Below are 12503 nucleotides of genomic sequence, written 5' to 3'. Positions count from 1 at the left end.
GCCTAAAAAACAATCACTAAAATTCATCCTAATCAACTCTATTCACAAGCTTATATCCAAGCCCTTTGACTGTTATAAGTATTTTAGGATTTGAAGGATTATCTTCAATCTTTTCTCTTAGATGTCTTATATGTACCATAATTGTATTGTCGCATATACTACTATATACACCCCATACCTGTTCATAAAGACTTTCTTTTCCTATAATTTTATTTAAATTTTGAGCCATATAACTTAAAAGCTGATATTCTCTACCTGTTAACTCAATTTCATTTGCATCTTTATACACACGGCATCCTTCTGTATCAACTGTAATATTACCTAACCTAATTATTGGATTTTCTGATGATACAACACTTTGATATTGTTGTCTACGCAACTGAGATTTGACTCTAAAAACAACTTCTCTTGGACTAAATGGCTTTGTTATATAATCATCTCCTCCACTACTAAGACCAAGTATTTTGTCAATATCATCATCTTTTGATGAAAGAAAGAGAATTGAACAATATGAAAACTCTCTAATTTTTTTGCACACTTCTATGCCATCTACATCAGGTAACATTATGTCGAGAATAACAACATCTGGACATTCTATCTTACACAAAGAAATCGCATCTAAGCCATTATAAGCTTTAACAATATTTTTAAAGCCATCCTTTATCAATACTTCCTCAATTAAATTTATTATATCTTTTTCATCATCAACAAGTAATATTTTCTTATCAAAGTATGTTTCCATAGTAAAATCACTCCTAATAAAGAGTTATTGTCTTTTATCTACTAACCCTCTAACTCTATGTGTTCTGCTTAAAGTATATTCAAATAATTAAACAAAATCAAGTACATATCAATTATAAATTAAATTATAGCTAATTGTAATCTTTCTCATATTAATTCAAACAATTAAATAAAGTTTGAACAGAATTATAAAGAATATTCCATCCTTTTAGAAATATTAATAAGATTATGTTGTTGCTATAATAACCTTATGAATTATATGTGTTATGCTAGCAAATTACATTTAGCATTTTCAACATATTGTTTACATATAGTCCATACTTTCTCTATTGTCTCTTTGTTATTGACATAAGGTGGATAAACATCTGTGCTTGTAATGCTTTTTATAAATGATATTGAGTCATTAGCCATTTCAACAATCTTTCCTTGGTGATTTATTAGTTTTCCAGTCATACCTGTATAAACATTAGAGGTGCAAATCGAAAAGTAAGCCTCTCCAATAATTTCTGATTTTGGTATAATAATGTTTTGTAAAAATGCAAGTACTTTCCAATACGAATTAAATTTCTTAATTGTTTCTTTACTCATTTTTGTTGCTGGAACCATAATTGCATTTACACTTATATTATAAGGCTTGTATTCTTGTTTCATCATACTTGTAACCATAAGTAAAGCTATTTTAGAATCTCCATAAATTTTATAAGAATTATATTCTTTATCTTCTACAATTTCACCACTTAAAACTCCAAAATTAATTTTTCTTCTTTCATCAAAAAAATGCTTTATATTTGTACTACATACATTTAGAATTTTAGGATTTTTTGATTTAGCAAGCATATCCAATAATAAATTGGTCATAAGAACTGGCCCAAATAGATTGGTAGCAAATGTTAATTCTATACCATCAATACTTCGTTGAAAATTTTTTTCTCCATGTTTAAAATGTCCAGCATTATGGATTAAGATATCCAATACATTGTATTTTTTTTTATAGGTCTCACAAAAACTATAAATTGATTGTCTCGATGAAATATCTAGTTGAAGCAAATCCACATTAATATTTTTAGTTTTAGCTATAATTTCGTGACACACGGGTTCACTAATCTGAATATTACGACATGCCATTATAATCCTATAACCCTCTGATGCAAACTTAAATACTGCTGCCTTTCCTATCCCTGAATTAGCTCCAGTTATTATTACAGTTCCTTTCATGTTAGCTACCCCCTTTTCCTTGATTCTGACTATTGTTTGGCCACTCATTAATTAATTTCTTCTTTAAATTTTCAAACCATGCTATTTCAAAATTTGTCCTGTCAATTCCAAACTTTAAGGTCAATAACTCAAAATCAATTATATCTTGAATATCTCTTTGTATGTTGGAATGTTCAGTATCTTGTAAAAAGTGATTAAACTGTTCTTGGTTTTCTTCTAGATAGGTAATATACTGTAATTTTGCAACATTGATGTCTTGTATTTTGATATTCTCCAACTGCTCTCTTTCCTTTTTGAGGTCAACAATATAAGATTGAATTAGTGACAATCTTTTTTGTGTTGGAACAAATCCCATAAAAAATAATTTACTTAATTCCATATCCTTCACTTTACCTGCAACCATAGACGTCTCTACCCATTCTAAAAAACATGCTTTTCCTGCATCCGTTAATGAATAAAATTTCTTATTGACACTATTTTCAACAAACTCTTCATACACTATCATCTTCTTTTCAAGCAACTTTTTTATTGCCGCTTGAATACTTCCCATACTGTTGCTACACATCGAAGTGAAATTCATTTCTATGACACTTCTCAGTTCATAAATTGTCAGCTTCTTAAGCATAAGTAATCCTAAAATAATTTTGTCCATTTTATTTACTCTCCTTTTATATTACTAATAGTAACATTTCTAATAGATAAAATCAATCACTAAAAAAGTCAAAGTAACACCTTTAAAATCGCAGTAATAATCTTTTAAGAACTCTAGAAAATTAATTTTATATAGATTTTATAGCTTTAATAAGAAAACATTAATAGTCTTAATGATAACACCTAGAATATTTTAAGATAAATAATTAAAGATTTGTATCATACTTCCACATGTGTAAGCTTTAATATTTTATATTATAAGAACAATATTCTGTTTATAATTGACTTTATCTAAATCGTATTATAAAATATAAACAGAACAATATTCTGTTTATTTGAATAAGATGCTAATTTTATGGCAAGAAAATCTGCTTTAGAAGGAGGGAAAAGAGAAGAAATACTAGATTCTGCTATTCAATTATTTTTAAAGTATGGGTATGAAATCATCTCTGTTAGCATGATATTAAATAAGGTTAATGGAGAAGTTGGAATGTTTTATCATTATTTTAGCTCTAAGCAAGAGCTATTTTACAAATAATTAGAGCATTTCACTATTTTACAAATTAGTTAATAATAAGGTCCAATAAAAATAAACAGCATACAGTTATTTCTGAATTTTTAGGTAGAACGTTAAAAGTTCCACCTCTTATATTTACAAAGTGAATATATAATAAAAACATTTTAAGGAGGTTTGATTATGAAAATTTTATTTATAAATTTACCTTTTTCTGGACACGTATACCCTACCCTTGGGTTAGTGGAAAAATTAGTGAATAGAGGTAATTCTGTAACATACTTACTAACTGAAGAATGGAAAGATAAAGTCTTAGAAGTGGGAGCTGATTTCCTTTATTATGAAGATAACGAAAAACTTTCTATTCAAATAAAAAATGTCTATCAAGCCTCTATAAAGGTAGCACATGAATTCGATTTAATTATTTATGAGCATTTTTTCTTTCTAGGAAAACATATAGCAGAGAGATTCAATAAACCTGTTATTAGGATTATTACTGCACCAGCTACTAATAAAGTTTTGATGAAAGAATTTATTAATTCGGGTGGCGTGTTAAGTGTATTTCGTTTTGAATGGGTATGTCGTAGATGGACTAAAAAAGTGTCAAAGGGAATTAAATTAAAGACTGATTCTTGGTTAAAAGAGATTACTGAAAATCCTCCAGAACTTAATCTTGTATATACTGTAAAAAAATTCCAACCATATGCAGAAGATTTTTCAGAAAATAAATTTAAGTTTCTGGGTACCTCTATTTATCAACGTAATAAAAAAAATGAATTTATATTGCCAAAATCAAAAAATAATTTGGTCTATATTTCTCTAGGTACAATTGTAAATAAAGCAATGTCATTTTACAAAAAATGTATCAATGCTTTTAAAGATGAAAATGTAACTGTCATTATATCTGTTGGTAATTCAATAAATATATCAGATTTAGGTAAGATACCAAATAATTTTTATATTTTCCCTTTTGTACCACAGCTTGAAATATTAGAAAAAGCAAGTGTTTTTATAACTCATGGTGGCTTAAATAGTGTTATGGAGTCTCTTTATTTTGGCGTTCCTATGGTGGTTATTCCGTTTATAAGTGACCAACCAACTAACGCACAGCAAATTGAACGCTTAAACTTAGGGAAAAATATTTCTCACAAACACATTACAAGTGACATTCTTAAAAATTCTACCTTAGCTGTTCTTAATGATTCGACTATAGCTCAAAGTATATTGCTTATGCAAAAGGAAATTAGAAATGCAGGTGGTAATGAATTTGGTGCTGATTTGATTATTCAGTATATGGATAACAAAATGCTAAAAGAACGTTAAAATCGTACTGTTGTTAGGAACAAACTTGTCAATTAAGGAATGAATCCAAAGGAAAGAATACAATAAAAGCCCATAAATAAATGAAAAATCGTTACTTATGGGCTAAATGATGTACAATCGAAAAAGATATATGTTAATTATATTTATTATTGTATTTATATATAGTTATACTTATTCTTATATCTATATATAAAACTAACTGTTAAAAATAAGGTTAAAAGCTCAGCAATTGGCACTGCTAACCATATTCCATCTATATTCAAGATATTTGGTAATGTCAATAAACCTATAGTTATAAAACCAAATGTACGTAAAAAAGATAGTATTGCAGATATCTTTCCATTAGATAATGCTGTAAACATAGATGATGTAAACCTATACTGGTAATTAGTATTCCAATTATAGCTCCAGATAATATAGTCAAAGTAAAAATTTTCTTTGCTCCATCCATATCCATTCCCCATCTTGCAAGCTACAATAGCACTTCCTCCAGTAGCAAGCCTGGTTCCAAGTCCAACAATAATATTAATAATAGGACAGACAAGATTAATTGCAGATAAAGCATTTGTATCTACAAATCTAGATACAAATATAGTATCTACAATCGTATATAATCCCATAAAAATTATATATAATTATTTAAATAGAGTTTTAATATATCTTGCTATTATAATATCATATATGATAAGTATAATACCTTAATCTTTAATCTAATTATTTTTCATCTTTTAATCAATACTTACATAAATTTTAGTTTCTATTGTCTAGTATCATATGAAACAGGTTTATGAAATAAGTACTTCTATAATACTACTAATATCTATTTTTAACTCTTTAGATAATATATGTATTATTACTTCTTCAGTGGCTGAGATACTTGCTACAACACAAACTATACTTGCAAGTAAATTTGTATTCATAATATTATAAACTAAAGGCAAACAGAATAACATAAACCCAGATAATTTATTTCCATATGTATGTAATATAGCAAATGTGTTGTATTTACGAATCACTATAATTATTGATGTAATTCGAACAAGGACAATTATTAATATCCATAATACTATATAATTTGAAATATTTATCACTGGAAGCATAATAATAAACATTGATATTACTAAACATATATCAGCCATACTATCAAGCCTTGAGCCAAGCTTACTTTCTATATTCATTTTTCTAGCTATATATCCATCAAGAAAATCACTTACTCCACACATACTATAGACTGTAAAAAATAAAGAAGAAAACATATCTATTTTGAGCAAAGCTATTGATAAAATGATTCTAAGTATAGTAATAATATTTGCTATATTTTTCATTCCTTGTCACCTCTAAACTGAAAATTTATTAACTACTTGCACTTTTATAATGTTTCAGTCCTAATTTCCAAAACCTCCACATAAATACTGTAAATACAAATACAATACTAATTGAGTAGATTAATCCTTTTATTGTTAATGTCCCAGACAAAATTTGAGTTGGGATTGTTGACATAATTCCATATGGTAAAATCAAATAAAATAGTAGCTTAAAAATACCTTCATAAATTATACCTGGAATTTTCATATTCATTGGTAGTAAATTATCTTCCAATCTCATTATAGCAGAGGATGATATAACAAAAAATGGAATTGTCCGAAATATAATACACACATCATAAAAAAGCAATGTCATCAATAACACCATACATGTATATGCCAGTACCATAGCAAAAGTTATTTCTGAATTTAATCCAGATACTCCATATACAACTATAAGTATACTTGCCAAAATTAAAGGTGATGAACCGATATTAACATTCTCAAATGTCAATCTAAACAATGGGTCTATTGGCTTTGTAATATAATAATCTAATTCTCCTTCTTGAATTTTGCGTGGAATATCATAAATTCCAAAACAGAAAATGGTCATATTTATAGCATTTATTAATGAAAAAGTTCCTATAAATATTATCATCTCTCCACGCTGCCAACCTCCTATTGAATCTACATGAGAGTAAATGCCATTAAACATTAACAATTGTAATATAAATAATGAACTATCTACAAAAAATGCTCCAAAAAAATCAAATCTAAACACCATCATTTTCGATAATTTCATTTTTAGTAACATAAATATTATTTTAAATTTTTTTTTCATTATATCCCCACCCCATCAAATAGTGTTCTCATCTTCTTATAGACAATTTTATTTACTATAAAGAAGAATAAAACCCATAATGCTATAATAATCAGTCCTTGTACTGCATCATTACTATTTCTACCTATTAATAACATAGATGGTAAATAGGTTGTGTAATAAAATGGAAACAATTTCATAACATTTACTACAACTTCTGGCAAAAGAACAAGCGGTATCATTGTTCCTGTAACAAATTCAGTTATATTATCGATTATCATTCTAAAAAAACCAATCTCTAGAAATTTAAAAGATAAAATTCCAATAAAGAAATGAAGCTGTATCATAAAAATAAGCCCTAAGAAAATCATCAAAATTGAAATTAAAATTTGTATTGGATTTGATGTAAAAGCAAAATCTATTTTAAATATAAAAATCCATACAAAAGCAGAAATCATATTAAATACTAAGTAAAAAAAGGTCATTCCAAAATTTTTAGCAAAAAAATAATTTTGTGCACCAATCGGAATAATCATGTATTTTGAAAATGTACCCAACTTTACACGATTGCATATCTCCTCACTTGTACTTCTTGACATATCAATACCTGATAAAAATGAACTTATTATATAATAAGACAACATTGAATTAAATGTAAAGCCAGAAACTATGTCATTTTCACCAAAAATTGCCTTCCACAAAATATAAGCAAATAAAATTTTTATAATAGTAAACATCATGTTAACTACTACATCAAACCTCCAAATAAGTTGTACTTTGAAATTAATTTTAGCTATTTCATAGTACTTTCTTATATTTTGTTTAAATCTATAAAACAATGATTGTCTTGAATATGCTTCATTATAGTTGTTCATAATACTCTTCACATCCTTCTTTGTATATTCGTTCTACAACATTCCCTATATCTTCTTCTTCAATTGTTACATCCTCAACATCATACTTATCAAAAATCCATTTAACAGTTTCATTACCTTTTTCTTTTGGTACAATTACTGATGTTTTATGTTTTGTTTGCTCAATAATCTTATAGTCTTTTGGAAATAAAATTTTAGTTTCATCAGTGAAGCTAACTGTTATTTTCTTATATTTTTGAAAATGATTAAATAATTCATCTGTAGAGCCATCATATATTTTATGACTATTTTCTATGACAATACTTCGACTACAAAGGCTCTTTATATCCTCCATATAATGAGAGGTAAGCATTATTGTAGTACCTTTTTTCTTATTTACTTCTTTCAGAAAATACCTAATTTGTTTTTGTGCCACTGCATCTAGACCTATTGTTGGTTCATCTAAAAATAAAATTTTAGGATTATGAAGAAGTGCTACAATAAGCTCCATTTTCATTCTTTCTCCTAAAGAAAGTGTTCTAACTTGAACATTTAGATAATCAGATACTTCAAACAACTCTATAAAATAATCCAAATTCTTTTTATACTCTTCATCAGATATATCATATAACTCTTTAAATAAAAGAAATGTATCTGCTGGCGTCAATTCAAAAAATAGCTGACTTTTTTGCCCCATAACAACAGCATATTGTTTTTTAAAGTTATTTTCTAACTTATTTGGATAATAACCCATGACAGAGATTTTTCCAGAAGATGGAGCAATAATTCCAGTCATCATCTTGACAAGAGTTGTTTTTCCAGCTCCATTTTTACCTATTAATCCAACAAATTCTCCTTCCTCTATTTTTAAATTAAGGGATGATATAGCTGTTTTTTCTGTATATTTTCTATTAAATAAAGATTTTATACTTCCCATAAATCCTGGTTCTTTCTCAAACCTCCTATAAGATTTAGTCAGTTCATTAAGTTCAATAATACTCATTTTTATTGCCTCCATATCTTGTATTTTCTACAAAAAAAGTCCACAGGTATTCATATCTGCCTTTTTATGTGGTATTATTTACCTACACAAAAACAGAAAACTCCTGTGGACTAGAAAATTTAATCTTTTCTATTTCAACATAATTATATTTAAAATAACACTATGTAAAATTAATAAAGGTGTAGCAGATTAAAGCCCACTACACCACAATTTAACAAAGTAATATATAATAATATTATTATTTGTTGTCATATGTTAGTTATCTATAAAGGCAGAACAAGACACAACAATTAAATGTATCAAAAATACACTTAAAAATTCTGATTAAACAGAATACCTATGCGTCTCCAACTATTTACTTGTTGGTTACCATTATATATAACTCCGACATCAAGCAAGACACTCCTTTACTAATATTATTGCTGATAGTTTACCATAAAATTTTTTTATATTCAAGTATAATTTAAGATGCTCATATATTTAAATTTATTTTATTTCTTTACAATTGAAATTAAATTTCATTAATTGCTTTAAGCAAAATTTAAAAATACATTATTTACATTAGAGATGATTACCCTATGCTTCTTCTTATAAAGTACACTATTGTACAAATCAGATGCAATTTTTTTAATTCTATATTATAATATTGTAACAAGCATCCAAATAAATAGTACTAACTAAAAGAATTATAAACTACAAATCTTAAGGGGTTACTCTATGGAAAAGAATACAATACAAGAACAATTATGTGATTTATCAAAGAAAATCTGGCACATTTATATTTTAAATCCAGACGAGGATGGCTTACAATTTATCATGTCTTTATTAGATGATAATTTTACATTGTTTGGAACAGGAAAACATGAATTCTATACATCATTAGAGAACTTCATTATAAATCTTGAAAAAGACCAAATAGAATCAGAAGAAATAAATTTTAAAATTATAGATGAGTGGTACTCATGTACTAAAGTTACAAATGAAACTTTTATAGTATATGGAACTCTATGGGTAATAGAAGAAGAGTACTTAGAAAGAGACATATATGTAGAAATGGATACTCGATTTACTATGGTATATAAAGTTATAGATGGTAAAATCACACTGCTCCATATACACCATTCTATTCCAAACTTTGATCAGGTAAAAGATGAATACTATCCTAAAACAATAACTGAAAAAGCAAAAGAAGCTCTAGCTATGGCTAATGAATTTAAGTTGAAATCAGAAAAAGACCTTATGACTGGATTATATAATCGTCATTTTTTTGAAGTACATATAAAAGAAATGCTAGAAACTACTTCATGTGGGTATTTTTATATTTTTGATTTAGATAATTTTAAGCAAATAAATGATATATTTGGTCATATTAGAGGAGATGAAATATTAATACAATTTGCTAATGTTTTGACTAAAGTGTTTACCAATAATGCTATTATTGGAAGACTTGGAGGAGATGAATTTGCTGTATTTGAATATATCAATCAGTCTAAGGAAGAGGTTGAAAATAAAGCAAAAAAAGTTGCAAAGTTATGTTCTGATATCAATTCTTGCTCTATAGGTATATCAAAACTAGAAAGTAATTTAGATACTTTTCAATCTTTATATAAACAATCTGATTATGCTCTATATTATACAAAGAGAAACAACAAAGGAAATTTTAGTTGGTTTTAAGCAGTATTATTTGATGTATTTGTAATATGAATGCTAAAGTAACATAAAAAGTACACAGACACAGAGCCGATATACTGCTATTGCCCACAAGTTTATCAACTCTGTGTTTGTTCATCTGACTATCTGATAACTAGAACTTCAATAAATAAGCAGCCTTTTAATCCATCAACAAATGAATAAGCATGGTAAAACAACTGCACTTAGGTTTGAAATATCTTATTTATTTTTAGAATGTTTTTTAATGATTTTATTTGTTTTTGTAATGTTTTTGAATTTCTTTTCCTTCTCTGCAAAATAGTTGCCCACTCACCATTTTTTCTCACCCATACTCCAATGTGTTCCATATTACCATCACAATCTGTGGTACGGTCACTAGGAATAATATCCACATGAAACTGTGTAGGCAATGAGTACAGTGATTTCTATGTTGTGTCCCAGAGCCTTCTGGAACTACAAAGCAACCACACTTTTTGCAAATAAAATTATCTAGACAGGTGTTATCCTGATAACAAGTTCACTTTCTATTTGTATAATTCATTTTTAAATCCTCCATATCTTGTATTTTCTACAAAAAAAGCCCACAGATACTTATATCTACCTTTTTATGTGGTATACATATTTACCTACACAAAAATAGAAAACTCCTGTAGACTGGAAAATTTAATCTTTTCTATTTCAACATAATTATATTCAAAATAACTCTATGTAAAATTAATAAAGGTATAGCAAATTAAAGCCCACTACACCACAATTTAACAAAGTAATATGTAATAATATTATTATTTGTTGTCATATGTTAGTTATCTATAAATGCTGAGCAAGACACTCATTCACTAATATTATTACTGATACTTTACTATAAAATATTTTTATATTCAAGTGTAGTTTAACATACTCATATATTTAGGTTTGTCTCATTTCTTTATTCTATAGCATTTAGGAGTCTTTTCAAATCTAATATTCACTTAATATTAATTTTTTATAATAAGTATTTTTTATATTTTTCCTTATGGCAATACATAAAGATAATTCTATAAATTTGTTATTTCATAACATTGTTCCAAAAATATAATACAAGTACTACTTATTTGATTCAATCCATTTTCTTCTATTGGAAAATGCCCTGCACCTTCAAGCATCGTAATCTTTTTATTACCTGTTAATCGGTCAAAAAACAGTTTACTTAATGATACATATTTCCAATAGACGTATGAGCTTTTTTCGCTATAGTTCTCATAGAAGAATTTTCATAACCTTTTTTTAAAAATTCGTTTGTTGCAACTTCTGCAATTTTCTTTTCTATTTCTTCTTTTTTTATTTGCATCTTTAGTAATCCTCCTAGAAATATCATACTTGCAGATAATAATAATTACAATGTATGTTCATTATTAAAAAACAGAATTTTAATTTTGTTCATTATTGAATTATGAAATAGAAAAAAAGGCTCCCTAATGGCTCTGCCCGATAAGGATGTTTTCCATCCTTGAGATTGGCCGTAGGATACACAGCGAGTATCCTACGGCTTTTCTCTGTTCTAAACTCTGCCGACAAAGTTGAAATAGACCTCAACCTGCTGGGTGTAATTTTTCTTCTTCCGTGGCTCGCTGCGCTCATAAACAACGATTTTTTCGATAAACTCTCGCACGAGTTCGGGCGTCAGCTCCCGAATATCAGTGTACTTTTCCACGATTTTCAGAAAGCGGTCGGCGTTGAGCAGCTTATCCTGCTCGGCGTCGATTTCTGCCTTTGCGGACGATTTATGGCATTTACCGCATTGTATCAAGACTATATGCTTTATTACCTACTGACCGGCACGGCGATTGCGCCTACCAAAAACGGCAAAGCTGATTTTGAAGCCATAGACAAAATGGAGCTTGCAGACAAAAAAGAACAGCTTGCCGCAATCGACAAGCTGAACCCCAAGGGCGCAAATATTGTGAGCTTCACCATTCTACAAAGCCTCAATGAATTTCTGTATTTTGAATTTACAGAATTACTCAAGCAGGGTTTGCGTGTGCGAAAATGCCGCAACTGCGGCCGATATTTCGTTCTCAAATCCAAGCACGAAACCTTTTACTGTGACCGAACGGCAGAAAACGGACTCACATGTAAGGCAATCGGCAACAAAGCGGAGTATCTGAAAAAGCTGGCGGAGGATGCACCGCTGCTCGATTATGAGCGGATTTACAAGGCGCATTACGCTAAGATGATGCGGGATGAAGCCAAAGAAATGCCCGCCGACGATAAGATTGGTGCGGCACGAAAAGCGTTCACTTTTTGGGCGGAAACGGCGAAAGAAGCAAGGCGGCAGTATGTGGCGGGGGGAATTTCAGAAACGGAATTTGCTAAAAGGCTTGAATTGCAATGACTTTTGTATTTCTTTTAGACGATATTTTTGGTATAC

General features: G+C 28.4%; 14 protein-coding genes and 1 pseudogene. 4 read left to right on the top strand and 11 right to left on the bottom strand.

The window, feature by feature from the left end; translation table 11 throughout:
• Positions 1 to 28 precede the first annotated feature (28 nt).
• The 3 genes from IC174_RS00225 to IC174_RS00215 form a co-directional block, all read right to left on the bottom strand.
• Positions 29 to 742 carry a response regulator transcription factor gene (locus tag IC174_RS00225; RefSeq protein ID WP_227481822.1) on the bottom strand — a complete coding sequence of 238 codons (714 nt, stop codon included), beginning with the start codon at positions 740 to 742 and terminating at the stop codon, positions 29 to 31.
• A gap of 263 nt (positions 743 to 1005) precedes the next feature.
• Positions 1006 to 1956 carry an SDR family NAD(P)-dependent oxidoreductase gene (locus tag IC174_RS00220; RefSeq protein WP_227481821.1) on the bottom strand — a complete coding sequence of 317 codons (951 nt, stop codon included), beginning with the start codon at positions 1954 to 1956 and terminating at the stop codon, positions 1006 to 1008.
• Position 1957: 1 nt separating this feature from the next.
• Positions 1958 to 2608: a PadR family transcriptional regulator gene (locus tag IC174_RS00215; protein WP_227435647.1), complete on the bottom strand. Its 651-nt coding sequence runs from the start codon at positions 2606 to 2608 to the stop codon at positions 1958 to 1960.
• Between the two features lie 354 nt (positions 2609 to 2962).
• Here IC174_RS00215 and IC174_RS00210 point away from each other — a divergent pair, with 354 nt between their 5' ends.
• Together IC174_RS00210 and IC174_RS00205 are read left to right on the top strand one after the other, a co-directional pair.
• Entirely contained in the window at positions 2963 to 3145 is a 183-nt protein-coding gene (locus IC174_RS00210; protein WP_227481820.1) for a TetR/AcrR family transcriptional regulator, read from the top strand.
• A 159-nt stretch (positions 3146 to 3304) separates the two neighbouring features.
• A complete protein-coding gene (locus IC174_RS00205) occupies positions 3305 to 4444 on the top strand; it encodes a macrolide family glycosyltransferase (protein WP_227481819.1) in 1140 nt (379 codons plus the stop codon).
• Between the two features lie 155 nt (positions 4445 to 4599).
• Here the strand turns inward: IC174_RS00205 and IC174_RS00200 are convergent, their stop codons facing one another.
• From IC174_RS00200 to IC174_RS00180, 5 genes are all read right to left on the bottom strand, one after another.
• Entirely contained in the window at positions 4600 to 5064 is a 465-nt protein-coding gene (locus tag IC174_RS00200; protein WP_227481818.1) for a hypothetical protein, read from the bottom strand.
• A gap of 165 nt (positions 5065 to 5229) precedes the next feature.
• Positions 5230 to 5769: a CDP-alcohol phosphatidyltransferase family protein gene (locus tag IC174_RS00195; RefSeq protein WP_227481817.1), complete on the bottom strand. Its 540-nt coding sequence runs from the start codon at positions 5767 to 5769 to the stop codon at positions 5230 to 5232.
• Between the two features lie 28 nt (positions 5770 to 5797).
• Positions 5798 to 6589 carry an ABC transporter permease gene (locus tag IC174_RS00190; RefSeq protein WP_227481816.1) on the bottom strand — a complete coding sequence of 264 codons (792 nt, stop codon included), beginning with the start codon at positions 6587 to 6589 and terminating at the stop codon, positions 5798 to 5800.
• On the bottom strand, positions 6589 to 7443 hold the full coding sequence (locus tag IC174_RS00185; RefSeq protein WP_227481815.1) for an ABC-2 family transporter protein: 855 nt from the start codon (positions 7441 to 7443) through the stop codon (positions 6589 to 6591). Before IC174_RS00185 ends, IC174_RS00190 begins: the two co-directional genes overlap by 1 nt.
• Entirely contained in the window at positions 7430 to 8425 is a 996-nt protein-coding gene (locus tag IC174_RS00180; RefSeq protein WP_227481814.1) for an ATP-binding cassette domain-containing protein, read from the bottom strand. The genes IC174_RS00185 and IC174_RS00180 overlap by 14 nt, the downstream gene beginning before the upstream one ends.
• Before the next feature lie 717 nt (positions 8426 to 9142).
• Here IC174_RS00180 and IC174_RS00175 point away from each other — a divergent pair.
• Positions 9143 to 10099: a diguanylate cyclase domain-containing protein gene (locus IC174_RS00175; RefSeq protein WP_227481813.1), complete on the top strand. Its 957-nt coding sequence runs from the start codon at positions 9143 to 9145 to the stop codon at positions 10097 to 10099.
• A 200-nt stretch (positions 10100 to 10299) separates the two neighbouring features.
• Here IC174_RS00175 and IC174_RS00170 read toward each other — a convergent pair.
• The 3 genes and pseudogenes from IC174_RS00170 to IC174_RS21295 form a co-directional block, all read right to left on the bottom strand.
• Positions 10300 to 10577: pseudogene (locus IC174_RS00170) on the bottom strand (RNHCP domain-containing protein).
• Between the two features lie 705 nt (positions 10578 to 11282).
• Entirely contained in the window at positions 11283 to 11423 is a 141-nt protein-coding gene (locus tag IC174_RS00165) for a TetR family transcriptional regulator (RefSeq protein WP_227435620.1), read from the bottom strand.
• 210 nt (positions 11424 to 11633) lie between these two features.
• The gene (locus IC174_RS21295; protein ID WP_413927172.1) at positions 11634 to 11786 is read right to left on the bottom strand and encodes a DUF4368 domain-containing protein; all 153 of its coding nucleotides are present in this window, start codon (positions 11784 to 11786) and stop codon (positions 11634 to 11636) included.
• 72 nt (positions 11787 to 11858) lie between these two features.
• Between IC174_RS21295 and IC174_RS00155 the strand changes: the two genes are divergently transcribed.
• Positions 11859 to 12467, top strand: a complete 609-nt coding sequence (locus IC174_RS00155) for a DUF6076 domain-containing protein (RefSeq protein WP_413927165.1) — start codon at positions 11859 to 11861, stop codon at positions 12465 to 12467.
• Positions 12468 to 12503 lie beyond the last annotated feature (36 nt).

Origin of the sequence: Clostridioides sp. ES-S-0001-03, from assembly GCF_020676075.1 — a bacterium.
In the GTDB taxonomy this organism is placed as follows: Bacteria; Bacillota; Clostridia; order Peptostreptococcales; family Peptostreptococcaceae; genus Clostridioides.
This window is presented reverse-complemented; position numbering and strand designations above follow the sequence as displayed.